Genomic DNA, 25427 nt, shown 5'->3' on the forward strand with positions numbered 1-25427 from the left:
CGCGGAAAGCGGTTACGCTTGACAAGCGGCCGTCACACAAGCGTTCCTTGACCCTGCCTTCCAGACGTTGCACTTTGGCGCGAAAAAGAAAGAGCAGCATCTTGGCCTCCACTTCCCCGTTCTCGCGCTTTGAATTCATGATTGCATGGCGCTATTTGCGCGCAAAACGCGCCGAAGGCGGTGTGTCAGTGATGACCTGGATCAGCCTGATCGGTATCACTTTGGCGGTGTTCGCGCTGATCGTGACGCTGGCGGTGCGGTCGGGGTTTCGCACTGAACTGGTGTCGACCTTTCTGGGCTCAAACGCGCATGTGACGGTGTATTCGGCGGGCCATATGGACGCCGAGGGCCAGATGGTGAAGGGCTTTGCCGATTACGACGCGATTGCGGCAAAGCTGGCGGCACTGCCCGGTGTGACCGAAGCCGCCCCACAGATCAAGGGTCAGGTGATGCTGACCGCTGGCGAGGGGTCAAGTGGCGCGGAAGTATTTGGGCTGCGGCTGGCCGATCTGCGGCGGATTCCGCGTATTGGCGATGGCGCGGATGCGTACGGCAATCTGGATGATTTCGACCAAGGTATCGCGATTGGCTCGGGTTTGGCGCGGACTTTGGGCGTCACGGTGGGCGATAAGCTGCGGGTGATCTCGCCTTCGGGGGTGAAATCGCCGTTCGGGTCCAGCCCAAGGGTGAACGCCTATCCGGTGGTTTATATCTTCACCTCGGGCAATTACCTGATCGACCAAAGCCGGATGTATATGCCATTCGCCGAGGCGCAGTCGTTCTTCAACCGTGACAACCTCGCCGATGAGTTTGAGGTGATGGTGAAAGACCCCGAACAAATCGACGCCTATCGCGACAAAGTGATGGCGGCGGGCGGGCAAGATGCGATGCTGTGGACATGGATGGACAGCGCCGGAAGTTACCTCAACGCCTTGAAAATCGAAGACAATGTGATGTTCCTGATCATGTCGATCCTCGTGCTGATCTCGACGCTGAACATCATCTCGGGCCTGATCATGCTGGTTAAAAACAAGGGCCGCGATATCGGGATTTTGCGCACGATGGGGCTGACCGAGGGCTCGATTCTGCGGATATTCTTCATCTGCGGCGCGTTTACCGGGGTGGTCGGCACGCTGATGGGGGTGGTGATCGGCTGCCTGTTTGCGACCTACATTGATGACGTGGTGGCACTGATAAATCTGGTGACGGGCGGCGATGTTTGGGACCCGTCGATCCGTGGCATCTACGCGCTGCCTGCTGAATTGAAGCTGGGCGATGTGGCCTCGGCGATGGCTTTGTCTTTGGGGCTGTCCTTCATCGTCACGATCTTCCCCGCGCGCCGTGCCGCCCGGATGAACCCGGTAGAGGCGCTGCGCTATGAGTGATTTTGCGCTGGAACTGGCGGGCATTGAGAAATGCTATAACCGTGGCAAGCCTTCGGAAGTCTACGTCCTGCATGGCGCGACCCTAGAGGTGAAGCGCGGCGAGGTGGTGGCTTTGGTCGCCCCCTCCGGCGCGGGAAAATCAACCCTGCTGCATATCGCGGGGCTGCTGGATACGCCGGATGAAGGTTCGGTGGCTTTGGGCGGGCGCAATATGGTCGGGCTGGCGGATAAGGCCCGGACCGAGGCGCGGCGCAATGATGTCGGCTTCATATACCAATTCCACCATCTTTTGCCAGAGTTTACCGCGCTGGAAAACGTGGTGATCCCGCAGCTTGCCAATGGTGTGCCGAAATCCGAGGCCGAAGCCCGCGCTCGCGATCTGCTCGCCCATGTCGGCGTTCTTCCCCGCGCCAACCACCGCCCAGCTGCGCTTTCGGGCGGCGAACAACAGCGCGTTGCGTTCTGCCGCGCGCTGGCGAACAAACCCAAACTGCTGCTGGCCGATGAACCCACAGGCAACCTTGACCCCGGCACCTCGGATCAGGTGTTTGGCGCGCTGATGGCTTTGGTGCGTGAAACCGGCCTTGCCGCACTGATCGCCACCCATAATATGGAACTGGCAGCAAGAATGGACCGCGTGGTGCGGCTGGACAAAGGCCGCGTTGTCACCTCCTGATACAGATCAAGGTCAGGTGCGGCGCTTCGGTGCAAGATAGCGCCTGCGAACAGGAGAACATCATGCGAAACTTGCTGCTTGGCGCCGCCTTGGTGCTGTCTGCCTGTGTGGAAACCGGCAAGCCGCCCGAGAAAACCACCGGAGCGCAGGATTACAACGATTATTGCGCGGCCTGTCATGGGCCAACCGGCAAGGGCGATGGCGAGACGGCGGCGGGGCTCGGCAAAAAACCCGCCAATCTCAGCACTTTGGCCGCCCGCAACAAGGGCGCGTTTCCGACCACCCGCGTGATGGCGCAGATCTGGGGCTATGCCGGCAAAAAGGGCCAAGGGGTAATGCCCGATTTCGCGCCTTTGCTGCAGGGCGACACCGTGCCCTATGACGGCGGCGACGGAATTGCGACGCCGACACCAATCCGGCTGGTGGAACTGGCGGAATACCTTAAGACTCTTCAGGTGAAATAGCCGCAGCACCGGGTTTGTGCAGTACAAGAAGGGCCAGCAGGATCAACAACGGGAAGCCTATGGCAAAGCTGACCAGCATATCCTTATGCACCTCTGACAAGCCGTTCGAGGCCGCAAGGATGCCACCCACCACCGCCTCCATCCCCAAGGCGTAAAATACCATCAGCGCGGAAGGCGTTGAAAAGATGTAAGACATGCGATCCCTTTCCATGTGCATCCAGGTCATACTTGGTAGAAATTGGTTAACAAATCCTTTCGGCTCGGCGGCAAGAGGGATTTCATCGGTTCTTAAATATCCCACTGGGTGCGCAGAAGTTTGCTACGAAGTAGCGAAGAAACTTCGTAGCGGGGGGTGTGAAACCCCCAGCGGCCAGCCTCATGCGCGCGGCGTCACGCCCACTCCCCGCGCCGAAACACCGCCTCAACACTACCATCCGCCCCAATCCCGTCAATATCCACCAACCCCGAGCCGATCATCCAATCGACATGGATCATGCTGGCATTGCCACCCTGCGCCGCAATCGCGTCCGGCGTCAAAGTCGCGCCATTGAGAAAACACTTGGCATAACACTGCCCCAAAGCGATGTGACAGGCCGCGTTTTCATCGAACAACGTGTTGTAAAACAACAGCCCGGATTGTGAGATCGGCGAGCCATGCGGCACCAAAGCGACCTCACCCAAGCGGCGCGCGCCCTCATCTGATTCGATCAGCTTTTGCAGCACAGCCTCACCTTTGGTAGCCTTGGCTTCCACAATCCGGCCCGCTTCAAAGCGCACTTGGATGTTCTCAATCAACGTGCCCTGATGCGCCAAGGGCTTGGTGGCACTGACAAATCCCTCCACCCGCAAAGCATGCGGCGTGGTGAACACCTCCTCGGTCGGGATATTGGCATTGCAGGTCACGCCGTTTTTCGCGGTGGATGCCCCGCCTTGCCATTCATGGCCATCCGCCAGACCCACGGTCAGATCGGTGCCCGGCCCGGTGAAGTGCAGGGCGGCAAAGCGCTTGCCGTTCAGCCAGTGCGTCCGGGTACGCAGGCCTGCGTTATGCGCCCCCCAAGCCGCCACCGGATCGACCTGATCCACGCGAGACGCCGCGAAAATCGCCTCGGCCAGCCGATGCACCGCCGCATCGGGTGCCAAATCCGGGAAGATCTGCCGCGCCCAAGCCTCGCCGGGATAAGAACAAATCGACCAGTTGATATCGAAGCCCGCAATCTTCGCCAAAGCCGGCCGGTAAGCCAAAGAATTCGCCTTGCCCGCCCGCGCCACCTTGGCGGGATCTTCCTGCGCCAGCAGCATCGGGTTGTCGCCGACAATCGCCATCCGGGCGGCACCGTTGCCGAAAGCTTCGGCCATGCCGTTGTACAGCCAGTTAGGTGCTGCGTCGAAACTGGCTTCAACGCCATGCTGATAGCGCGCCAAGGCGATCGCCTCATCGGCAAAAAGCGGCGTCACCACGCCTGCACCGGCCCGGTAAGCGGCGGCTGCGATCAGGCGCACCATGGGCAGCGCGGCCATTGGCGCGGTCAGAATCAGATCTTGTCCCGGTTGCAGCGCCACACCGACATTCACCGCCACCTCTGCCAGTTTCGACAGTTTCACCGGATCAATCGAGGGGGTCATAGCAGCCATCCTTTGCCTGTTTGCAACGGACCATAACCGCAGCCAGGGCAGGGTCAACCGTTTGAGAAGAATCTGCGGCCCATCGTAACGGGCGTCTTGCGGAGTGGTTCAGAATTTGTCAGACATTTGAAATTGACCCGCCGTCGCCTTGACGCCAGCGGTCAAAATGCACCGGGCAGACCCGGGCATCCTGCCAATGAAAAGCCCAGCTTCGGGCGTCAACACGGAGGAATAGATGCGACAGTTCCTGAAACTCGCAGGCGCGCTGCTGGCAGCCACGCTGCTTGCGACGACGCCGATCAAGGCGCAAACCACTGTATATAGTGCGGGGGATAGCACCTCTGGCACCTATATGGATTACATGAAAACCGTCTATGCCCGCGCGGGCAACCCCGAGATCATCCAGCTGCCGCTGACCAGCTTTGACAATGACTATGTGCTGAACCCGATGGCGGCCGAGTCGTGGATGCAATCCGAAGATGGCCTAACCTGGACCTTCAAGCTGCGCCCCGGTCTGGTGTGGTCGGATGGCGAGCCTTTGCGCGCCAGCGATTACATCTTCGCGCTGCAACGCGCCGCCACCACCGGTTACGATTTCGCCTGGTATTGGGGCTATGCGGGCGGCATTGAGAATTGGGATGCGGTGACCAAGGGCGAAAAAGATGTCGCCACTTTGGGCATCAAAGCCGTCGATGATCTGACGATTGAAGTCAAAACAGCAGCCCCAAAACCCTATCTGCCAAGCGTGGTTTCGCTGTGGTATCCGGTGCCGAAACACGTCTGGGATAAGCTGGGCGACGATTACGCCGCCAATGTTGACACCGTCGTGTCCTCCGGCCCGTTCATTGTTGAATCGTGGGAGAAATCCAACAACAAGATGGTTCTGGTGAAAAACCCGAAATACACCGGGCCTTGGGCTCCGCAGGTTGATCGGTTGGAAATTGACCCGTCCTTGGGCGCACCAGAGGTCGGTCTGCCCGCGTTCATGGCAGGCGAGGCGGATTTTTCCTATCTGAATGCAGGCCAGATTCCCTTTGTAGAACAACGCTTTCCTGGCCAGATCGCCAAGAACGCAGTGTTCGCGACCACCTATATCTCGTTCGGGCTTGATATGCCTCCCTTCGACAATATCAACGTGCGCCGCGCGTTTCAGGCCGCGATCAACCGCGATGAGATGACCTCAACCGTGCTGAAAGACCTTGCGATCCCCGGCAAATCTTTGCTGCCGCCGGGCTATCCGGGGTACAATGATGTAATCACCTCACAAGCGGTTTTTGACCCGGAAAAGGCCAAGAAATTCATGGCCGATGCGGGCTATCCGGGTGGCGCAGGCTTCCCCGAGGTCGAGATTTGGTATCGCGATCAGGGCGGCTATAACGGTGCGATTTCGGGCCCGATGCTGCAATATCTGCAAGCGCAGTTTAAGGATATTCTGGGAATAACCATGAATATCAAAGTTATGCCGACCAAAGACTGGATGGCGGGCATGATGGAGAAAAAGAACAATCTGTTCTTGGCACCCTATGAATACGACTATCTCGACCCGTCGAATTTCTACGGCATCTTCTTCAATGGCGGTCGCCACAACCACCATCTGCAGGCCTATGACGATCTGGTCGCGAAGGCGGACAGCGCTCCGAAATGGGAGGATCGCGAGAAGCTGTATGAGCAGGCCGAACAGGTGCTGATCGACAACGCATCCTTCGTGCCGCTGGTGCATCCGATCACCAATGCGGTGGTGTCGGCGGACCTGAAAGGCGATGGCACCAAGCCGAACAAGCTGGGCTTCGCGCCACTGCGGCAGTTGGCGCTGTATTTCTACACGCATGTGTCGAAATAACCCCCTACGCCCCCCGGTTTTCGCCGGGGGGCTATTTTCGGAGCACTTATGACCCTGCTGGATATCGAAAATCTGAGCGTCAGTTTCCCGCAACACGATGGCGTGGTGCAGGCAGTGCGCGGGGTTTCCTTGCATGTGGCTGCGGGCGAAAGCGTTGGTATTGTTGGCGAATCTGGTTCTGGCAAGTCGGTGACCTGCATGGCGGCGCTGCGCCTGTTGCGCGAACCACCGTCGCGGATTGCTGCCGATAAGCTGGACCTCGGCGGCGTCGATATGCTGAGGGCAGGGCGCGGCGCGCTGGCAGCGGTGCGGGGCCGGATTGCGGCGATGGTGTTTCAAGACCCGATGACGGCGTTTGATCCGGTGTTCACCATTGGCCATCAGATCGTGGAAACCATCCGCGCGCATCGCGATGTGTCGAAATTGGCGGCCCGCACCGAGGCCGCCACCTTGCTGGCCCGCGTGGAAATCAAGCACCCCGAGGCAATTCTGAACAGCTATCCGCACCAGCTTTCGGGGGGCATGTTGCAGCGCGCGATGATCGCAATGGCCCTGTCCTGTCGCCCGCAAATCCTGATTGCCGATGAGCCGACCACCGCGCTGGATGTCACCATTCAGGCGCAAATTCTGCACCTGATCAAGCAGTTGCAGGCCGAATTGGGCATGGCGCTGATCATGGTGACGCATGATCTGGGCGTGGTCGCGGAAACCGTGGACCGGGTGGTGGTGATGTATGGTGGAAGGGTGATGGAAACCGCCCCGGTGCAGGATATTTTCGACGCAGCCCTGCATCCCTATACCCAAGCGCTGATGGCCTCGATGCCCGGTCGCACCCCGGGCAAGCAGCGGTTGGTTGAGATCGCCGGTGCCTCGCCCAACCCCGCCAACCCGCCCACAGGTTGCCCATTCCATCCGCGCTGTGCCGTGGCCGATGCGCATTGCGCGACTGAGGCCCCTGTTTTCAAAGCGCTTTCCGACACCCGTGCTGCGGCTTGTTGGAGGCTGCCATGATCCCGGCATTAGAGCTGAAAAACCTCTCGAAAACCTATCAACTGCGGCAAACGGGCGGCTTCTTCGCCCGCACCACCGATCATCTTGCGGTGAACAATGTCTCGCTGATCCTGCCGCGCAATCAGATCTTGGGGCTGGTGGGCGAGTCAGGTTCCGGCAAAACCACCACCGGCATGATGGCGATGCGGTTGGTGGAACCAACTTCGGGCCAGATATTTGTCGATGGCACCGATATCACCACTTTGGGCCATGCCGCTCTGAAACCGTTCCGGCGCAAGATGCAGGTGGTGTTCCAAGACAGCTATTCGGCACTCGATCCGATGATGACCCTAGCGCAGATCGTGGCGGAGCCGTTGCATATTCATGGCCTTGGCAGCCTGTCCGATCAAACCGAACAAGCGCTTGATATGCTGGCAAAAACCGGTCTGGATCGCAGCTATGGCAACCGTTATCCGCATGAACTTTCCGGCGGCCAGCGCCAGCGCGTCGCCATCGCCCGTGCGCTGATCCTGCGCCCCACGGTACTGGTGGCGGACGAGCCGACCTCGGCGCTTGATGTCTCGGTCAAGGCGCAAATCATCAATCTGCTGCTCGATTTGCAGGCAGAAATGGGGCTGTCGATCCTGTTCATCAGCCATGATCTGTCGGTGGTGAGATCCCTTACCGACAAGGTGGCGGTGATGTTTCAGGGCCGGATTGTCGAAGAAGCCGCGACGGAAACCATCTTCACCGACGCCCGCCACCCCTATACCCGCAGCCTGCTGGATGCGATTCCGGTGCTGAACCCGCGCGACCGCCGCACCAGAACCTTCCTGAGCCGCGCGCAGATCGAGGCCGCAACGCCCCGGCTTTCCGACCAGAACGGCCCCCCGGAACTTCAAGAAATCGCCCCCGGCCACCGATTGGAGGCGATCCGATGATCCGCTACATCCTTGGCCGTCTGGCCTCCATCGCCCTCACCTTCACAGTCGTCTCGATCATCGTCTTCCTGATGATGCACGCCGTCCCCGGTGGCCCGTTTGATGGCAATGACATGCCGGTCAATGATGCAGTGAAGGCGAAGCTGAACGCCTCCCTCGGCCTCGATCAACCGCTTTATGTGCAATATTTCAAATACATGTGGGGGGTGCTGCATTTCGATTTTGGCATCCCCTTCCAATCCCCCGGCGAAACCGTGCTGCAACTTCTGGGCCGCGCTTGGCCGCCCAGCCTGATCTTGGGCGGTGCAGGCGTGCTGATCGGCGCGCCTTTGGGCATCCTCTTGGGCATGGCCGCAGCCCTGCGCCGCAACACCTGGATCGACTATCTGGCCTCGGCTTTCGCCACTTTGGGGCTGACAATTCCGGTGTTCGTGATCTCGATGGCGCTGATCATGGTGTTCGCGGTCTGGCTGAACTGGCTGCCCGCCTCTGGTTGGGGCAAACCGCGCGCATGGATATTGCCGATCATCGCCTATGCGGCGATCCCGATGGCGACCTACGCGCGCTACACCCGAAGCGCGATGCTGGATGTGTTAACCAAACCCTTCGTCACGGTCCTGCGCGCCAAGGGCCTAAGCGAGCGCCGCATCATCTTCCAGCATGTGCTGCGCAACGCCGCCTTGCCGATGGTGACGGTGTTCCTGCCGATGTTCATTGGCACCGCAACCGGCTCGATCTTCGTCGAGGCGATGTTCCGCGTCCCCGGCCTAGGCGCTTATTTCGTCAGTTCGATCAACCTGCGCGACTACCCGCTGGAGATGGCGCTGATCCTGATGATCACCATGATGTTCTGCGTGGCATATCTGATTTCCGACATCATCTACGCGCTTTTGAACCCCCGCATCCGGTTCGGAGATCGCAAATGATTCCCCCAAAACCCCGCAGCCCGCTCTATTTCGCATGGCGGCGCTTTGCCGATAACAAGGCCGCACTGGTCGCCGGAGCCATCCTGCTGCTGATCATCCTGATGGCGGTTTTCGCGCCACTGATCAGCAAAACCGGCTACGCGGATCAGAAATTCCTCACCCAAGCCTATGCCTTCCCCCAAGCCGAATTCTGGTTCGGCGTCGATGATCTGGGCCGCGATTTCTTCACCCGCATTGTCTATGGCGCGCGGGTTTCGCTGACCATCGGCTTCACCGCAGCGGCTTTTTCGCTGATCATCGGCATCCCGTTGGGGGCCATCGCGGGCTATTACGGCGGCCGCGCCGATTGGTGCGTGATGCGGCTGATCGAGTTATTCTCTGTCGTCCCACCGCTATTGGCCGCGATGCTACTGGGGGCATTAACCAATGGCGGCTTTGCCACCATCGTGCTGATCGCAGCGCTGTTTGGCTGGGTGCAGGTCTGTCTGCTGGTGCGCGCGCAAGTCAAAGCCATCGCGCAGAAAGAGTTCGTCCGCGCCGCCCAAGCTCTGGGGGCCACCCCCGGCTATATCATCCGCCGCCATCTGATCCCGAATGCGATCTCACCGATTATCGTCGGCTTTGTGCTGGCGATTCCACTCGCGATGATGCTGGAGGCTAGTCTCAGCTTCCTAGGCATCGGCGTGCCACCGCCGATCCCAAGCTGGGGCCAGATGATCAATGTCGGGATGAATTTCATGTATTTTTACTGGCACTTGGCGGTGTTCCCCACTGCCGCCCTTGCCATCACCGTGCTTGCGACCACCCTCTTTGGCGATGGCTTGCGAGACGCTCTTGATCCGACCCTGAAAGGGCGCTGAATTGCAAAACCTTGATGCCTTCTTCCTGTTGCGCCCCGACGTGACCTTCCTGAACCACGGCTCTTTCGGCGCCTGCCCACGCCCGGTTTTTGAGGAATACCAGCGCTGGCAGTTGCAACTGGAAAGCCAGCCGGTGGCCTTCCTTGACCCCGCGCGCGGGCTTTCTGGCTGGATGCGCGATGCCCGCACCGCTATGGCCGCAACCTTAGGAACTTCGCCCGATAGTATCGTCGGATTAACCAATGCCACCTATGCGTTGAACATCGTCGCCCAATCGCTCGCCCTGAAACCCGGTGACGAAATCCTCACCACCGACCACGAATATGCAGCACTGGAGAAAACCTGGGCCTATGTCTGCCGCAATACCGGGGCGGTGATCAAAACCGTGCAAATCCCGCTGCCGCTGACCGAGGAGTCGCAGTTCACCGACGCCATCCTTGCAGGCATGACCGACAAAACCCGTGTGCTGTTTCTAAGTCACATCACCTCGGCCACCGCCTTGTTGTTCCCGATTGAACGCGCCGTGACTGAGGCCCGCAAGCGCGGCATCTACACCGTGATCGACGGCGCCCACACCCCCGGCCATATCCCGCTAAACCTCGATGCCCTCGGTGCCGATTTCTACGCCGGCAACTGCCACAAATGGATCATGGCCCCGAAGGGCAGCGCCTTCCTGCATGTCCGCCCCGAATTGCAGGCGATGCTGAACCCTTTGGTGATCAGCCACGGCTGGACGGAAGACGCCAAACTGCCCGGCACCAAGGGGGTGTTCGGCAATTCGTCCTTTATCGACGGGCTGGAAATGCAGGGCACCCGCGATCCTTCGGCTTGGCTGACCGTGCCCGCCGCCCTGCAATTCCGCAAAGATCACGATTGGGACAGGGTTGCCAAAGCCTGCCAGGCCCTTGCGCAAGACACCGCCGCACGGGTGCGTGCGATCACGCATCTTCCCGCCCTCAGCACCCCGGAATTCTGCGCCCCGCAAATGGTGTCGATGCCCGTTCCACGCTGCGATCCAAGCTTGCTGAAAACCCGGCTTTACGACGACTACCAGATCGAAATCCCCTGCTTTGATTGGCAAAACCACACCATCGCGCGGATTTCAGTGCAGGGCTATAACACCTATTCCCAGATGGACCATCTGGTAACAGCCTTGACAGAATTGCTGCCACAGTTATCTAGCAAGACGTAAGAACGCGCGCCTCGCGCACCGGAGAGATCATGTCGCGCGCCGCCATTCGCTACCTAGAGCCGATTGAGACAGCCGCGCGTGGCGTCGCAGTGCTGGATGCTTTGGCCGAGATGATCGCGCGGGCAGGCCTGCAAGTCGGTGACCGCCTGCCGCCGGAAGTCTCGATTGCCAGCGCCTTGGGCGTAGGCCGCTCGACCATCCGCGAGGCGCTAAACCGCTGGGAAGGCTTGGGGATCATCCGGCGGCGACGCGGTGATGGCACGTACCTCACCGCGAAAGTGCAAACCTCGCAAGGCCCGCTGCCGACGATGATCCAGCTGGAGGGTGAGGCGATTCTGCGTCTGTTGGACATGCGCCGGGTGATCGAATCCGGCACCGTGCGGCGCGCGGCACTGAATGCGACCCTCGCGCAGCGCCAGCAGATCAGCCGCTTGTGCGATGTGTTGTTGCAGATTGTCGATACCGGCGCGCCCTACCGCGCTGCCGATATGGCCTTCCACAGTGCAATTTGCGACGCCACTGGCAACCCGATGTTCGGGCAAGTGCTGGCCCGGATGGATGACGCACTAGAGCGCTCCGCTGAATCGCCATTTTCAGTACCGGGCTTTGGTCTGGCCAGTTTCCCGCCGCACCGTGATCTGGCCAATGCGATTGTCGCCTGCGACCCGGATGCCGCTGAGGTGGCGATCAACACAATTCTCGATTCCGTCGAATCCGAGATCAGGCAGATCATTTCGCCGGGGTCCGCCAGGTAAGCTTATCCTTCCCTGCGGTCAGTCTGCGCTGCGCAAACAGCCAGCGCAGAGCAACCGATAGGGCGCGATAAGCGCTAGGCCCGATACCGCGCATAGCCCAGATCGCCCGTCTCAATTTCCGCCGCGCGGCCCGAGATCAGATCCGCCAACACCCGGCCCGAGCCTGCCGCCATCGTCCAGCCCAAAGTGCCATGCCCGGTGTTCAGAAACAGGTTGGCAATTGGCGAGCGTCCCAGAATCGGCGTGCCATCCGGCGTCATTGGCCGCAGACCGCACCAGAATGTCGCGCACGATTGATCGCCCGCGCCGCCGAACAGATCCTCCACCGAATGTACCAAAGTCTCGCGGCGCTTGGCGTGCAGGGTCATATCGAACCCTGCGATTTCTGCCATCCCGCCAACACGAATCCGATCCCCCAAGCGGGTGATGGCGATCTTATAGGTTTCATCCATCACCGTCGATTCGGGCGCGCGAGACGCGTCCACAATCGGCACGGTGATCGAATAGCCCTTCACCGGATAGACCGGCAGCTTGATCCCCAAAGGCCGCGCCAGCAGCGGCGAATACGACCCCAAAGCCAGCGCGAACGCATCTGCGGTCATGCGTCCTTCCGAGGTATGCACCGCCGCAATCTTGCCGCCCGCAGCCTCCAGCCGATCAATCCGCACGCCGTAGCGGAAGCTTACGCCAGCCGCGATGGCCATATCTTGCAGCGCGTTGGTGAACTTGAAGCAATCGCCGGTCTCGTCCCCCGGCAACAACAAACCGCCCGCAATCGCATCGCGACGCGCAGCCAAACCCGGCTCGGCCTTGATGCAGCCATCAGCATCCAAAACCTCAAACGGCACCCCGTCGGCCTTTAACACTTTGATATCTTTATAGGCCCCATCGACCTGCTTCTGGGTGCGAAACAGCTGCAACGTGCCCTGCATCCGCGCGTCATAGGAAATCCCGGTGTCGCGGCGCAAATCCATCAGGCAATCGCGGCTGTACTCGGCCAGCCGCACCATGCGGCTTTTGTTCACCGCATAGGCCGCAGAGGTGCAGTTCAGCAGCATCCGCATCACCCAAGACATCTTGGCCAGATCGGGCGCAGGCTGAATGATCAGCGGCGCGTGGCGCATGAACAGCCATTTCATCGCTTTGGCGGGAATACCGGGTGCTGCCCAAGGGCTGGCATAGCCGGGGCTGATCTCGCCTGCATTGGCGAAAGATGTCTCCAAGGCCGGGCCGGGCTGGCGGTCGATCACTGTCACTTCATGCCCGGCTTTCGCCAGATACCACGCCGAGGTGACGCCAATGACGCCCGCGCCAAGAATGATAATCTTCATCTGCAATCCCTGATTGTATCGACCCTGCTGTTACGTCGCATCATAACGCAAACCTTTGAGAAGAGTTTGGAAAGCCGCCGAATTTTTGCGGAATTATCCGAAGATTATTCTAACTTTCAGCAATATGATGAAACATTAGGCGAAGTATAAACCAATATCGCGCACAACACACCGCAAGCGCCCCTGTTTTTCGCGGTGCCAACCACCGCAGCGCAGCGCGAAATCGCCGCAAGCCTGCCCGATTTGCAAGCATCCGCCCGGACAAAACCCAAACCACGCGGTTTCTTGATCCGCCAATCAACAACTGTTGTTGACACAATCCCCCCGCTCGGGAGTAGGATTTGCGCATGGCTTTTACCGGTTGTCATCAAACTGTCATGCGGTAAGAGTTTCTAAAACAAGATGCGCAAAGCATCTGCTGCCATCCGCCAAAACGCGGATCAACACTAGGGAGACTTTCGTGAACAAACACATCGCATTGAACCGCCGCAGCTTTCTAAAGTCGTCGGCCGTTGGCGTGGGCGCATTGGCGGCCCCCGCGATCATTTCCTCCAAGGCCCTCGCCTCATCGGGCGAGTTGAACTTCACCGGTTGGGCTGGCTATGACAAACTGTCCGCCGAAGTGATCCCGGCGTTCACCGCCGCCACCGGCATCAAGGTCAACTTCAAAGAACTGCCCGACCAAGACACGATGTTTGGCGAAGCCAAGGTCGCGCTGGAAGCCGGCGGCATGGACATGACCGAACCGACCATCGAGCGTGTCGGTGCATGGAACTCCAATGGCCTCTTGGGCGCTTGGGACCCGGCGAAGCTGGCGATGGACAATTATCTGCCCGGTCTGGCCGATGGCTCGGCGGGCGAGCGTTCGCATATCGACGGCAACCTGATGTATGTGCCGTCAAACTGGGGCACCGAATCGCTGGTTTACAACAAGGAAACCGCGAAACTGGGCGAGCCGCCGACCTTGGGCGCTTTGTTCGATCCGGCCAACCAGGTTGTGCTGCGTCCACATTCCTCGCTGGCGGCAATGGGCCGCTGGCTGGATGCACAAGGCAAATTGCCGTTCCCGTGGATTGAGGGCTACAGCGATATGGCCAAGATGACCCAGCTGTGGGACATCGCTTTGGCCGAAGCCATCAAGACCAAAGGCAACATCGTGCAGTGGTGGTCGGGCGAGAACGAGGCCAACGCCGGCTTCACCGCCAATGGCGCGACCGTCGGTCTGTGCTGGGATTCGACCGGCTATAACCTGCGCAATGATGGCTACGGCTATATGGCTCCGGTTGAGGGCGCGTTTGCCTGGCACCAAGGTTTCGTGCTGCTGAAAAACGCCGTCAACGTCGATCAGGCGCATGAATTCGCCAAATGGGTTTCCACCCCGGAAGGTGCGTCGATGTGGGCAACCGCCTTCTCGTCGAACCCGGTTGGCAAGGGCGCATCCGATATGATGGACCCCGATGTTTCCGCTTACTACAAAGGCACCTTCAACGACGAAGCGCTGGCAAAACTGTGGTGGTGGCCGAACCAGTCGGCAGAATTCCTGACCAAGCGGGCGGAATATGCTGATAAGTTCAAGGCCGCGTAAGCCTTTTACCTGATGAAAACGCCGGGTCCGCAGGGGCCCGGCGTTGATATTTTCTAAGCGCCCAATGGCCTTAAGGCCTCATAACAAAAACTTATCAGGGGGAAAGACGGTTCCATGAGTGCAGGGATTGATCTTCAAAATGTCAGCTGCGATTTCGGCAGCTTCCGCGCGGTTGATAACGCCAATGTGGCGATCAGACCCGGAGAGTTCTTTTCGTTTCTGGGGCCGTCCGGCTGCGGCAAGACCACGATTTTGCGGATGATTTCCGGCTTTATCGAACCCACCGCGGGCACAATTAAAATCGGCGGCAAAGATATGAAGGGCCAACGCCCAAACCAGCGCCCCACCGCGCTGATCTTCCAGAACCTCGCTTTGTTCCCGCTGATGCCGATCTGGGAGAATATCTCATTCGGCCTTGAAGTGCGCGGCGTCGACAAAGCCACTCGTCGCGCCAAGGCGCAGGCCCTTTTGGAGATGGTCGATCTGCCGGGTGCTGCGGATAAAATGATCAGCCAGTTGTCCGGTGGCCAAAAACAACGCGTCGCCATCGCACGGGCTTTGGCGGTGGAGCCGAAAGTGATGCTGCTGGATGAACCGCTGTCGGCGCTCGACCTCAAACTCCGCCAACACATGCGGGCCGAGTTGCGCGCCATCCAAAAACGCACTGGCGTCACCTTCATCTACATCACCCACGACCAAGGCGAAGCCTTGGCGATGTCAGACCGTGTCGGGGTGATGAGCCAGGGCCGCATCCAGCAAGTCGCCGACCCGCGTGAGATTTACAACAACCCGGTCAACGGCTTTGTGGCGTCTTTTGTCGGTGAAAACAACATCTTCGCAGGTTCTGTCACTAACCCATCCGGCGGTATGGCCGGGTTTGACACCGCACTTGGCCCGTTCCGGGCGCGGTTGGGAGAACTCGCCAAGGGCAACAATATCAAGCTTTACGTCCGCCCCGAACATACCGTTCTGTCGGAAACCCAAGCTGCGGAAAACTCGGTGCAGGTGACGGTGTCGGAAGTCTCGTTTGAGGGTGCGTTCATCGCGGTACATAGCCAAACCGCAACCGGTCAAACCATTGTCGCCGAAGTGCGCAACGACGGCTCGGCCACGGTGCCGGAAATCGGAGCCGCCCGTTTTGCGCATTTCAACGCAAGCCATGCCTCAATCCTGCCAGATACGACCGTGGTGGCGTAAATGAGCAATATGATCCGCCGCTACGGCGCAAGTCTGACCTTGCTGATCTGCCTTCTCACCGCATTCTGGCTGTTGATGCTGGTGATCGTGCCCAACATCACGTTGCTGGAAAGCTCGTTCCGCCCCTACCTGCCCGTCACCGAAATCGGCGGCCCGAAAGACATCTACACCGCCGCCAATTACATGAAGGTCTTTAACGGCGCGATAGAGGTCTCGCCCTTCGGCTTCACGTTTCAAATCCCGGTGCATGTGCTGACCTTCTCGCTGACGCTGTTCTACTCGGTGGTGGTCACGCTGATCTGCTTCGCCTTGGCCTATCCTTTGGCCTATTTCATGGCGAAAATCCTCAACGCGCGCTCACTTCCCACCATGTTCCTGCTGCTGTTCGTGCCCTTGTGGGTGTCCGAAGTGCTGCGAGCGTTTGCGTGGTGGATGATCCTGGCGCTGAAAGGCCCGCTGTCTTGGGTGTTGTTGCAGCTGCACCTGATCGACCACGAGGTGCGCTGGATTGTCGGCTACAACGGCGTGATGATCGGTCTGGTCTACACCTATGTATTGTTCATGATCTTCCCGGTCTATAACGCGATTTCTTCGTTGGATTCCAACCAGATCGAGGCCGCCGAAGACCTCGGCGCGCCGTGGTGGCGCATCCATTGGCGTATCGTTTTGCCGCACGCCAAACCCGGCATCGCCAGCGGAGCGGTGATGGTGTTCATGCTGTCGGCAGGCTCACTTCTGGTGCCGTCGATCCTAGGCTCGACCACCTCGCAATGGTTCACCCAGACCATCCAGCAATGGATGCTGGATGCGTTGGATTGGAACACTGCCGCCGCCTACGCCTTCCTCTTGCTGCTGATGTGTACGCTTTTCGTCAGTCTGGTGATGAAGATTTTCCGCGTCAAACTGTCCGACATCGCGAATTAACGGAGGGATAATATGCACAAAATTCGCCAAACCCTCGCCCGCGTTTATGCCGGGGCCTTCATCTTCTACATGCTGCTGCCCTTGGTGATCATGTCGGCGGCGGCCTTCAACAACACCGACAAAATCCCGGCCATCGTGCCGTGGAAGGGGGCTACGACGAAATGGTTCGCAGCCCTCTGGGCCGATGACCGGATGTGGCACGCCTTCCAGAACACCATTTTCGTCGCCATCGCGGTGGCGCTGATTTCGGTGATTGTCGGCACGGCGGCGGCGATCCTGATCAATTCGGTGTCAGGCAATCTGCGCGCGGCGCTTTATGGCACGATGATCTCAACCATCCTGATCCCCGGTGCGGTGATCGGGATTTCCACCATGATCATGTGGACCAAGATCGGCAACGGTTTGGGCAGCGATTTCATCCTGTTCAATCCCGGTCTGCATCTGTCGGTGCTGGGGCAGGTCAGCTATATCGCCGCCATCGTGATGCTGCTGGTGTTGGCCCGGTTGCAAAGCTTCGATCAGGGGCTAGAGGAGGCCGCACTAGATCTGGGTGCCACACATGCCCAAGTGATGCGCCGCATCCTGCTGCCGCATCTTTATCCCGCGATCGGGGCAGGGGCGGCGGTGTCGTTCTTCCAATCGATTGAGAACTTCAACGTCACCCAGTTTACCCGGGGCGGTGCCGATACGCTGACGATCTATGTGTTCTCGAAAGTGCGCTCTGGCATTAGCCCCACTATCAACGCACTGGCATTCTTGCTGATCGTGGTCACTTTGGCGATGGCGGTGCTGTATGAGCTGAAACGCCGCCGCAACGCGAACGTCGAAGCCGCGCGTGAGGCCGAAGCCCGCCGCGCCGCAGCCTTGGAAGAAGCGATTATCTAACCAAAAGGCCCGGAGCGATCCGGGCCTTTTATTGTCTAACAGCTGACTAAGTCTCGACTCTGCCGCCAAATATCAATGCAAAACATTGATCTATGCGGTTTTTACACCATGTCTAGCGCAGACCAAAGCGGCAAACACAAGTCACTCCCAGCGGGGAAGGATTTTAAGCGTGGCGCGAGGATCGGTTTCTAACCTCGCATCACCCCAGCCACTGGCTTAGAAAAACGCCTGCAACCCGGTCACAGCCCGCCCCAAGATCAGCGCATGTACGTCATGCGTGCCCTCATAAGTGTTGACCGTTTCAAGGTTCACCATATGCCGCATGATCTGGTAATCTTCCTGAATACCGTTGCCGCCATGCATATCCCGCGCCCAACGCGCCGCGTCGAGGGCCTTGCCGCAGTTGTTGCGCTTGATGATAGAGATCATCTCAGGTGCCGCATTGGCCTCATCCAACAGCCGCCCAACCCGCAAAGACGCCTGCATCCCCAGCGAAATCTCGGTCAGCATATTCGCCAGCTTTAACTGATACAGCTGCGTCTGCGCCAAAGGCTTGCCGAACTGCTTGCGGTCCAGCCCATACTGCCGCGCCGCCCCCATGCAGAACTCGGCAGCGCCCAACACGCCCCAGGAAATCCCATAGCGCGCGCGGTTCAGACAGCCAAACGGCCCTTTCAGCCCCTCAACATGCGGCAGCAAAGCATCCTCGCCGACTTCCACATCCTTCATCACAATCTCGCCGGTGATCGAGGCCCGCAGCGACAGCTTGCCGCCAATCTTCGGAGCCGACAGCCCCTTCATGCCCTTTTCCAGCACAAATCCCTTGATCTTGCCGCCATGCGCTTCGGATTTTGCCCAAACCACGAACACATCGGCAATCGGCGCGTTGGAAATCCACATCTTCGCGCCGTTCAGCACGTAGCCATTGGCGGTTTTCTTCGCCACGGTGTTCATCCCGGCAGGGTCTGATCCCGCATCCGGCTCTGTCAAACCAAAGCAACCAATCCATTCCCCCGATGACAATTTCGGCAGATATTTCATCCGCTGCGCCTCGGTGCCGTAGGCGTAGATCGGATACATCACCAAAGACGATTGCACCGACATCATAGAGCGATAGCCCGAATCGACCCGCTCCACTTCCCGCGCGATCAAACCGTAGGCGACATATGACGCGCCCAAGCCGCCGTATTGTTCCGGCACAGTCACGCCCAACAGCCCCATCTCGCCCATCTCGCGGAAGATCGCCGGATCGGTGGATTCCTCGCGATACGCCGCAATCACCCGAGGTTGCAGCTTTTCCTGCGCATAGGCCCGCGCGCCGTCGCGCAGCATCCGCTCCTCCTCGGTCAGCTGATCCTCCATGCGGAACGGGTCTTGCCAATCAAACCGCCCCAGATCGGGCGCGTCTTTGGCTTTCAGCTTGGGTCTATCGGTCATCGCAGAACTCCTCTGGTTTTGCCGATTATATTGCACAGCCCAGCCAAAACGCCTAACGAGGTTCTGGCAACAAAACATGAGGAAACCTCATATGCTCTCGCGCCGCTATCTGCCCTCAATGCCGTCACTGCTGGCGCTGGAAGCCGTCGAGCGCTTGGGGTCCGCCTCTGCCGCAGCCGAGGAACTCAACCTGACGCAAAGTGCGATTTCACGGCAGTTGCAAGTGCTTGAGGGCCAGTTGGGCCTTGGCCTGATCATCCGCGACAAGCATCGCCTGCGGCTGACCCCCGCCGCACAAGACTATTGCCGCGAGATCCGCCGTGCCCTGCAAGCGCTGTCACAAGCCAGCCTGACGCTGCGCGCCAACCCGAACGGCGGCACGCTAAACCTCGCAATTCTGCCCGCCTTTGGCATGCATTGGCTGGCCCCCCGCCTCGCCCGTTTCGCCGCCCAACATCCTGAAGTTACCGTCAACCTCTCCACCCGCCTGCAACCCTTCGACTTTGCCATCAGCCATTTCGACGCCGCCATCCACTATGGTCGGCAGGATTGGCCCGGCGTCGATTACCTGCCACTGATGCAGGAAGACCTGCTGGCGGTAGCCTCCCCCGGCCTGCTGAAAACGCCGCTCAGCGCCGCCAATGACATTCTCTCATACCCGTTGTTGCAACTGGAAAGCCGCACCGGCGATTGGGGCCGCTGGCTGGCGCATCATGGCCACCCCAATCAACGCCCGCCCGCCATGCTGTTCGACCAATTCGCCACCATGACCCAAGGCGCGATCCACGGTCTTGGCCTCGCCCTGCTGCCGCTGTTTCTGATTAAGCGCGAACTCGCTGAGAACCGCCTGACCCCTGCCTTTGGCCCTGCCATCCCCTCGCTTGGCAGCTACTACCTTGTCTGGCCGAAAGACGCGCCGCCGCGCGCGCCGCTCGCCTCGTTCCGCAACTGGATCGCCGCCGAGCGTGACGCCTGAAATTTAGCTCTTATTGTCATCCCTTGCGCCGAAATATCCCAAGGGGGTGAGGCCGCAGGCCGAGGGGGGCGGAAGCCCCCCTTGCTTTTGATCAAATCCCTCGGCACTCTGCGCCAAACAAAGAGGCCAAACATGCAACCCAACCACATCGGCGACGTGTCTTTCTGGTATGCCGACATCGGCCTGCCGCAAACCCGCCGCCCTTGCCTGACCAAGAACACCACCGCAGATGTCGCCATCATCGGCGCGGGCTTTACCGGCCTTTGGACTGCCTATTATCTGAAAAAAGCAAATCCGGCGCTGAATGTGCTGGTGATCGAGAAAGAATTCGCAGGTTTCGGGGCTTCGGGTCGCAACGGTGGTTGGTGCATGGGCACCTTCGCGTGGAACCATGAGGCCTATGCAAAGGCCACCTCGCGCGAGGCGGTGCTTGAGATGGTCAAGGAACTCGAAACCACAGTCCCCGAAATCACCCGGATCTGCGCCGAGGAAGGCATCGACGCCGATATCATCCCGTCCGAAGAATTGATGCTGGCCACCAACCCCGCACAGCTGACGCGGATGCACGAGGCGATTGCGCAGCACAAGCTCTGGGGCAACGCTCACCGCGTTCGCGAACTCTCGCCCGCCGAGGTCAAGCAGCGCATCACCGCGCCGAACGTGCTGGGCGCGATGGTTGTCTCCGGCATGGCGCGGATTCAGCCCGCCAAACTGGTGCGCGGTCTGGCCGAGGCTTGCGAGCGGATGGGCGTGCGCATCGCCGAAGCCACCGAGGTTCTCAGCTACGACCAAGGCGAAGTGATCACCCCGCAAGCCATCATCAAAGCCCCGATCATCCTGCGCTGCACCGAAGGTTTCACCGCCACTTTGCCCGGCCATAAACGCGAATGGCTGCCGCTGAACTCAGCTCAGATCGCCACCGTGCCCTTGCCGCCCGAGGTTTGGGAGAAAATCGGCTGGCACGGCCATGAGTTGATCGGTGACATGAACAACGCCTACTGCTACTGCCAGCGCACCCGTGAGGGCCGCATCACCGTCGGCGCGCGGGGTGTGCCGTATAAATATGCCTCACAGATGGATAATAACGGCGAACCGGATGCTGAAACCATCCGCCGCCTCACCGAAACCCTGCACCAACATTTCCCCGAGGCCGCCAATTATCCCATCGACCACGCTTGGTGTGGCGTCATTGCGGTGCCGCGCGATTGGTGCGCAACCGTGGGCTTAGACCCGAAAACCGGCCTCGGCTGGGCCGGTGGCTATGTCGGCACCGGCGTGTCCACCGCCAACCTAGCGGGCCGCACCCTCGCCGATCTCGCCTTAAACCGCGATACCGCGATTGCCAAATTCCCGTGGGTCAACCGCCGCGTGCGGCAATGGGAGCCGGAACCCTTCCGCTGGTTCGGCGTGCATCTGATGTACAAACTCTTGCGCATCGCCGATCGGCGCGAAGCCAAACTCGGCATCCCACCGTCAAAATTCGCAGCCTTTGGAAACTGGCTAACGGGCCGCCACTAACAGGATCGGTATTAGGCCAGATTGGCGCGGAAAAACCCCAAGGTTCGATCCCAAGCCAAATCCGCCGCTGCCTTGTCATAGCGTGGGGTGGAATCGTTATGGAAGCCGTGGTTGACGCCGTCATAAATGAAGGCTTCATACTGCGTGCCAGCGGCCTTTAACGCCGCCTCATAGGCAGGCCAACCTGCATTTACCCGCGTATCCAACCCGGCATAATGCAGCAATAACGCGCACTTGATCTGCGCCACATCGCCCGCCGCAGGCTGCATGCCATAAAACGGCACCGCCCCGCCAAGTTCCGGATAAGCCACCGCCGCCGCGTTCGCCACGCCACCGCCATAGCAAAACCCGGTGATGCCAACCCGACCGGTGGAGCCTTCATGCGCCATCATCCACTCAATGGCCGCGAAGAAATCATTCATCAGTTTGGTCGGATCGACCTTGGATTGCAGCGCTTTACCGTCCTCGTCATTGCCCGGATAGCCGCCGACGCTGCTCAGCCCATCCGGGGCCAGCGCCAGAAAACCGGCCTTTGCCAGCCGCCGTGCCACATCCTCGATGTAAGGATTCAGCCCGCGATTTTCATGCACCACCACCACGCTGGGCAATTTCCCCACCGCCGCCGAGGGTTTCACCAGATAGCCGCGCACCTCACCATTGCCATTCGGCGAGGGATAGGTGACGTAATCCGCCAGAATATCAGGGTCATTAAAGCTGACCTGTTCAGCCAAAGCATAATTCGGTGACATGATCCCCAAAAGCGCCGCGGCAGTCAGGCCGCCCACGGTAAACTTCGCCGCCAAATCCAGAAATTCGCGCTTCGAGATCCGGCCATGCGCGTAGAAATCATAAAGCTCCAGCAACTCCGGGCTGAAATCCTTTGCGGTCATTCGGGTCATCGCGCGCTCCATGGTTGTTGTATTGAAAAACTTAGGCCACACCGCACGCCCGCCCATTCACGCTTGCGTTATCCGCATGGGCTTTGGCGGTATCGCGCCAATTTGTCTGAAATTGCCATGCTCTGCGCGCAAATATCTCAGAGAGAGCCCGCATGGCGAGGGGCTGGCCCCTCTGCGACATCAAACCCTCTCGCCCCGCCGCAAAACCTGCGCCACAGTTGCACCATGCAAATTACCAACCTGCCAAGCCCGCTCAACCGCCAACTCGCAGGCAAAAACCTGATCGTGTTCGACGGCGCATGTGTGTTTTGCTCGGCCTTCTTCCGCTTCATGCTTCGCCACGACCGCGCGCAGATATTCCACTATGCCACCGCGCAAAGCCCGCTCGGCCAAGCACTTTACACCGCCTTGAACCTGCCTCTGGTCGATTTTGAGACCAATCTCGTGATCACCCACGGCGAGATTCACCAGCGCCTCGACGCCTTCGCCGCCGCGATGGCGGAACTGCCAAGCCCATGGCACTGCGCCAGCCTCACCCGCCACCTGCCCAAAGCCCTGAAAGACGCGATCTACAAACTGATCGCCCGCAACCGCTACCGCATCTTTGGCCGCTATGACGCCTGCCTGATCCCCGACGCCGCCCTGAAAGCCCGGTTTTTAGACCTGACATGAGTCCTGCCCGCCACAGTCCACAGCTATATGCAGTATCCGTGATAAGCCCCCTAGGCGAAGGCTAGGCAATGGCGCTAGGGTCTGTGGATAACTCGGCAGGATAGCCGGGGCCGAGGCAGTCACAAATAACAAGCAAGGAGGGTGCCTATGCGCTGCCCATTCTGCGGTAACGTCGATACGCAAGTCAAGGATAGCCGCCCTGCGGAGGATCATGTTTCGATCCGCCGGCGTCGGTTTTGCCCCGCCTGCGGTGGACGCTTCACCACCTATGAACGCGTGCAGTTGCGCGATCTGGTCGTTGTCAAAACCTCTGGCAAGCGCGAGGATTTCGACCGCACCAAGTTGGAACGCTCGATCCGCATCGCGATGCAAAAGCGCCCGATTGATCCCGAACGGATTGATCAGATGATTTCCGGCATCGTGCGCCGCTTGGAATCTTTGGGCGATACCGACATCTCATCAAAAGTGATCGGTGAGATCGTGATGGAATCTTTAGCGCGCATCGACACCGTGGCCTATGTCCGGTTTGCCAGCGTTTACAAGAACTTCCAAGCCGCCGATGATTTCGACCGCTTCGTGTCCGAACTCCGCCCCGGCACCGCTGCGGACGAGTGAGCGACGCAGACCATATGGCCCATGCCCTGCGCATTGCTGAGCGGGGCTTGGGTCGCACTTGGCCGAACCCAGCTGTCGGCTGCGTGATCCTCAAGGCGGGCGTGATCCTCGGCCGAGGCTGGACGCAACCCGGTGGCCGCCCACATGCCGAGGTGATGGCGCTGCGCCAAGCCGGGTCCGCCGCGCGAGGTGCCACGGCGTATGTCACGCTGGAACCTTGCGCCCATCACGGTAAAACCGGGCCCTGTGCCGATGCTTTGATCACCGCAGGTGTGGCGCGTGTCGTCAGCGCTCTGCAAGACCCCGACCCGCGCGTATCGGGCAAAGGCCATGCCATGCTCCGCGCCACTGGCATCGAAGTCAGTGAAAACGTTCTGCAAGCCGAGGCCACCCGTGCCAACGCGGGCTTCCTGAAGCGCGTCACGCAAGGTCTGCCCTTCGTGACATTGAAACTCGCCACCACTTTGGATGGCCGCATCGCCACCGCCACGGGCGAATCGCGCTGGATCACCGGGCCAGCGTCCCGCCGCGCCGTCCACACCCTGCGGCTAAACCATGACGCGGTGCTGATAGGCTCTGGCACAGCCCGCGCCGACGACCCCGATCTGACCGTGCGTGAGCTTGGCGCAACACATCAACCGATCCGCATCGTGATGGACAGCCGCCTGAGCCACAGCCCAGACAGCCGCCTTGGCCAAACCGCAAAAACCTCCCCGGTCTGGCTGCTGCACGGCCCCAATGCCCCACAGCAAAACCGCGATGCTTGGGCAGGGCAGGGCGCGATGCTGCTGGAAATCCCCAGCGAAAATGGCACCATAAATCCCCGCGCCGCACTGCAAACCCTTGCCACCCAAGGCCTGACCCGGATCTTCTGCGAAGGCGGCGGCAGCCTCGCGGCCGCGCTGATCCGCGCCGATCTGGTAGACGATCTCGCGCTGTTCACCGCAGGCGCATTGATCGGCGGCGACGGCCAAGCCAGCCTCGCCGCCCTCAACCTCACCGCCCTGAAAGACGCTCCCCGTCTGACCCTGCGCGAAACCAAAAGCATAGGACCAGACGCTTACAGCCTCTGGTCCTTCTAGCCACTCGCTTTTTAACCATTCATCTTGGCAAAAATACTCCCGCCGGAGGCGCAGGCTTCAACCCGCGCCCCGCCGAAATCACCAACTCCCGGTATTGCCCATCGAAGCCCAAGGCTCCGCCGCAGCCAACGCCTCGCCCTTCTGCAAAATCTCGATCGAGACATTATCCGGCGAGCGCACAAACGCCATATGGCCATCGCGCGGCGGGCGGTTTATCAGCACACCATTGGCTGCCATATGCGCGCAAACTGCGTAAATATCGTCAACTTCATAGGCCAAATGCCCGAAATGCCGCGAATCCGAAGGCAGGCCACTGTCGCCATCCCAGTTATAGGTCAACTCCACCGGACAGTCCGGCTGACCGGGCGGTGCCATGAACACCAGCGTAAAGCGGCCCTTGTCATTGGTATAGCGCTTGGTCTCCTCCAGCCCCAGCAGGCGGTAAAACGCCATCGAGGCGTCAAGGTCCAGCACCCGGACCATGGTGTGCAGATATCGGATTGTCATGTCTGTCTCCTTTGTTTGCGTGCAACTTAGAGCAAGTCACCTTCAATCGGGACCATATCCTGCGGCTTTGAAGTAGTTTCTGCATTCCTGGCTATGGAATAGATCGCAGACTGCACCGACGGCGGTCCAGAGGGCTTGGTACGT

Annotated in this window: 25 protein-coding genes; 19 read left to right on the forward strand and 6 right to left on the reverse strand. The window is 59.8% G+C overall.

The window, feature by feature from the left end:
• Positions 1–137: 137 nt before the first annotated feature.
• From ACP7AP_RS18390 to ACP7AP_RS18400, 3 genes are all read left to right on the forward strand, one after another.
• Positions 138–1385, forward strand: coding sequence for a lipoprotein-releasing ABC transporter permease subunit (locus ACP7AP_RS18390; protein ID WP_426036486.1), 1248 nt, complete (start codon positions 138–140; stop codon positions 1383–1385).
• A complete protein-coding gene (locus ACP7AP_RS18395) occupies positions 1378–2061 on the forward strand; it encodes an ABC transporter ATP-binding protein (protein WP_426036440.1) in 684 nt (227 codons plus the stop codon). The genes ACP7AP_RS18390 and ACP7AP_RS18395 overlap by 8 nt, the downstream gene beginning before the upstream one ends.
• 62 nt (positions 2062–2123) lie before the next feature.
• Positions 2124–2525 carry a c-type cytochrome gene (locus ACP7AP_RS18400; RefSeq protein WP_426036442.1) on the forward strand — a complete coding sequence of 134 codons (402 nt, stop codon included), beginning with the start codon at positions 2124–2126 and terminating at the stop codon, positions 2523–2525.
• Here the strand turns inward: ACP7AP_RS18400 and ACP7AP_RS18405 are convergent.
• Together ACP7AP_RS18405 and ACP7AP_RS18410 are read right to left on the reverse strand one after the other, a co-directional pair.
• Positions 2503–2721, reverse strand: a complete 219-nt coding sequence (locus tag ACP7AP_RS18405) for a hypothetical protein (protein ID WP_426036444.1) — start codon at positions 2719–2721, stop codon at positions 2503–2505. The two genes, ACP7AP_RS18400 and ACP7AP_RS18405, sit on opposite strands and share 23 nt — an antisense overlap.
• A gap of 194 nt (positions 2722–2915) precedes the next feature.
• Positions 2916–4151, reverse strand: a complete 1236-nt coding sequence (locus tag ACP7AP_RS18410) for an aminopeptidase (protein WP_426036446.1) — start codon at positions 4149–4151, stop codon at positions 2916–2918.
• A 235-nt stretch (positions 4152–4386) separates the two neighbouring features.
• Between ACP7AP_RS18410 and ACP7AP_RS18415 the strand changes: the two genes are divergently transcribed.
• The 7 genes from ACP7AP_RS18415 to ACP7AP_RS18445 are packed head-to-tail and all read left to right on the forward strand — an operon-like array spanning position 4387 to position 11655.
• Positions 4387–5991, forward strand: a complete 1605-nt coding sequence (locus ACP7AP_RS18415) for a peptide ABC transporter substrate-binding protein (RefSeq protein WP_426036448.1) — start codon at positions 4387–4389, stop codon at positions 5989–5991.
• Positions 5992–6039: 48 nt separating this feature from the next.
• Positions 6040–7002: an ABC transporter ATP-binding protein gene (locus ACP7AP_RS18420; RefSeq protein WP_426036450.1), complete on the forward strand. Its 963-nt coding sequence runs from the start codon at positions 6040–6042 to the stop codon at positions 7000–7002.
• A complete protein-coding gene (locus tag ACP7AP_RS18425) occupies positions 6999–7922 on the forward strand; it encodes an ATP-binding cassette domain-containing protein (RefSeq protein WP_426036452.1) in 924 nt (307 codons plus the stop codon). The genes ACP7AP_RS18420 and ACP7AP_RS18425 overlap by 4 nt, the downstream gene beginning before the upstream one ends.
• Positions 7919–8848 carry an ABC transporter permease gene (locus ACP7AP_RS18430; protein ID WP_426036454.1) on the forward strand — a complete coding sequence of 310 codons (930 nt, stop codon included), beginning with the start codon at positions 7919–7921 and terminating at the stop codon, positions 8846–8848. The genes ACP7AP_RS18425 and ACP7AP_RS18430 overlap by 4 nt, the downstream gene beginning before the upstream one ends.
• Positions 8845–9708 (forward strand): ABC transporter permease, encoded by an 864-nt coding sequence (locus ACP7AP_RS18435; RefSeq protein ID WP_426036456.1) that lies wholly within the window; start codon positions 8845–8847, stop codon positions 9706–9708. The genes ACP7AP_RS18430 and ACP7AP_RS18435 overlap by 4 nt, the downstream gene beginning before the upstream one ends.
• A gap of 1 nt (position 9709) precedes the next feature.
• A complete protein-coding gene (locus ACP7AP_RS18440; RefSeq protein WP_426036458.1) occupies positions 9710–10900 on the forward strand; it encodes an aminotransferase class V-fold PLP-dependent enzyme in 1191 nt (396 codons plus the stop codon).
• A gap of 29 nt (positions 10901–10929) precedes the next feature.
• A complete protein-coding gene (locus ACP7AP_RS18445; protein WP_426036460.1) occupies positions 10930–11655 on the forward strand; it encodes a FadR/GntR family transcriptional regulator in 726 nt (241 codons plus the stop codon).
• A 74-nt stretch (positions 11656–11729) separates the two neighbouring features.
• On the opposite strand, the gene ACP7AP_RS18450 is transcribed toward ACP7AP_RS18445, so the two are convergent.
• Positions 11730–12986 (reverse strand): D-amino acid dehydrogenase, encoded by a 1257-nt coding sequence (locus ACP7AP_RS18450; RefSeq protein WP_426036462.1) that lies wholly within the window; start codon positions 12984–12986, stop codon positions 11730–11732.
• A 460-nt stretch (positions 12987–13446) separates the two neighbouring features.
• On the opposite strand from ACP7AP_RS18450, the gene ACP7AP_RS18455 reads away from it, so the two are divergent.
• From ACP7AP_RS18455 to ACP7AP_RS18470, 4 genes are all read left to right on the forward strand, one after another.
• Positions 13447–14571: an extracellular solute-binding protein gene (locus ACP7AP_RS18455; protein ID WP_426036464.1), complete on the forward strand. Its 1125-nt coding sequence runs from the start codon at positions 13447–13449 to the stop codon at positions 14569–14571.
• A 114-nt stretch (positions 14572–14685) separates the two neighbouring features.
• Positions 14686–15768: an ABC transporter ATP-binding protein gene (locus ACP7AP_RS18460; RefSeq protein ID WP_426036466.1), complete on the forward strand. Its 1083-nt coding sequence runs from the start codon at positions 14686–14688 to the stop codon at positions 15766–15768.
• Positions 15769–16692 (forward strand): ABC transporter permease, encoded by a 924-nt coding sequence (locus ACP7AP_RS18465; RefSeq protein WP_426036468.1) that lies wholly within the window; start codon positions 15769–15771, stop codon positions 16690–16692.
• A 12-nt stretch (positions 16693–16704) separates the two neighbouring features.
• Positions 16705–17577: an ABC transporter permease gene (locus tag ACP7AP_RS18470; RefSeq protein ID WP_426036470.1), complete on the forward strand. Its 873-nt coding sequence runs from the start codon at positions 16705–16707 to the stop codon at positions 17575–17577.
• Positions 17578–17793: 216 nt separating this feature from the next.
• Here the strand turns inward: ACP7AP_RS18470 and ACP7AP_RS18475 are convergent, their stop codons facing one another.
• Positions 17794–19014: an acyl-CoA dehydrogenase gene (locus ACP7AP_RS18475; protein WP_426036472.1), complete on the reverse strand. Its 1221-nt coding sequence runs from the start codon at positions 19012–19014 to the stop codon at positions 17794–17796.
• A gap of 91 nt (positions 19015–19105) precedes the next feature.
• On the opposite strand from ACP7AP_RS18475, the gene ACP7AP_RS18480 reads away from it, so the two are divergent.
• Positions 19106–19990 carry a LysR substrate-binding domain-containing protein gene (locus tag ACP7AP_RS18480; protein ID WP_426036474.1) on the forward strand — a complete coding sequence of 295 codons (885 nt, stop codon included), beginning with the start codon at positions 19106–19108 and terminating at the stop codon, positions 19988–19990.
• Positions 19991–20122: 132 nt separating this feature from the next.
• A complete protein-coding gene (locus ACP7AP_RS18485) occupies positions 20123–21508 on the forward strand; it encodes an NAD(P)/FAD-dependent oxidoreductase (protein ID WP_426036476.1) in 1386 nt (461 codons plus the stop codon).
• A gap of 11 nt (positions 21509–21519) precedes the next feature.
• Here the strand turns inward: ACP7AP_RS18485 and yghX are convergent, their stop codons facing one another.
• Positions 21520–22407 carry a YghX family hydrolase gene (yghX, locus tag ACP7AP_RS18490; RefSeq protein WP_426036478.1) on the reverse strand — a complete coding sequence of 296 codons (888 nt, stop codon included), beginning with the start codon at positions 22405–22407 and terminating at the stop codon, positions 21520–21522.
• A gap of 225 nt (positions 22408–22632) precedes the next feature.
• Here yghX and ACP7AP_RS18495 point away from each other — a divergent pair, with 225 nt between their 5' ends.
• The 3 genes from ACP7AP_RS18495 to ribD all read left to right on the forward strand — a co-directional run bounded on the left by ACP7AP_RS18495 (position 22633) and on the right by ribD (position 24776).
• Complete coding sequence (locus ACP7AP_RS18495; RefSeq protein WP_426036480.1) at positions 22633–23079, forward strand: thiol-disulfide oxidoreductase DCC family protein; 447 nt, start codon at positions 22633–22635, stop codon at positions 23077–23079.
• Positions 23080–23226: 147 nt separating this feature from the next.
• Positions 23227–23694: a transcriptional regulator NrdR gene (gene nrdR, locus ACP7AP_RS18500; RefSeq protein WP_054008026.1), complete on the forward strand. Its 468-nt coding sequence runs from the start codon at positions 23227–23229 to the stop codon at positions 23692–23694.
• Between the two features lie 14 nt (positions 23695–23708).
• A complete protein-coding gene (ribD, locus tag ACP7AP_RS18505) occupies positions 23709–24776 on the forward strand; it encodes a bifunctional diaminohydroxyphosphoribosylaminopyrimidine deaminase/5-amino-6-(5-phosphoribosylamino)uracil reductase RibD (RefSeq protein WP_426036488.1) in 1068 nt (355 codons plus the stop codon).
• 78 nt (positions 24777–24854) lie between these two features.
• On the opposite strand, the gene ACP7AP_RS18510 is transcribed toward ribD, so the two are convergent.
• Positions 24855–25283, reverse strand: a complete 429-nt coding sequence (locus ACP7AP_RS18510) for a VOC family protein (protein WP_426036482.1) — start codon at positions 25281–25283, stop codon at positions 24855–24857.
• Positions 25284–25427: the final 144 nt, after the last annotated feature.

It is taken from the genome of Cypionkella sp. TWP1-2-1b2, assembly GCF_049896245.1.
Taxonomy (GTDB): domain Bacteria; phylum Pseudomonadota; class Alphaproteobacteria; order Rhodobacterales; family Rhodobacteraceae; genus Cypionkella.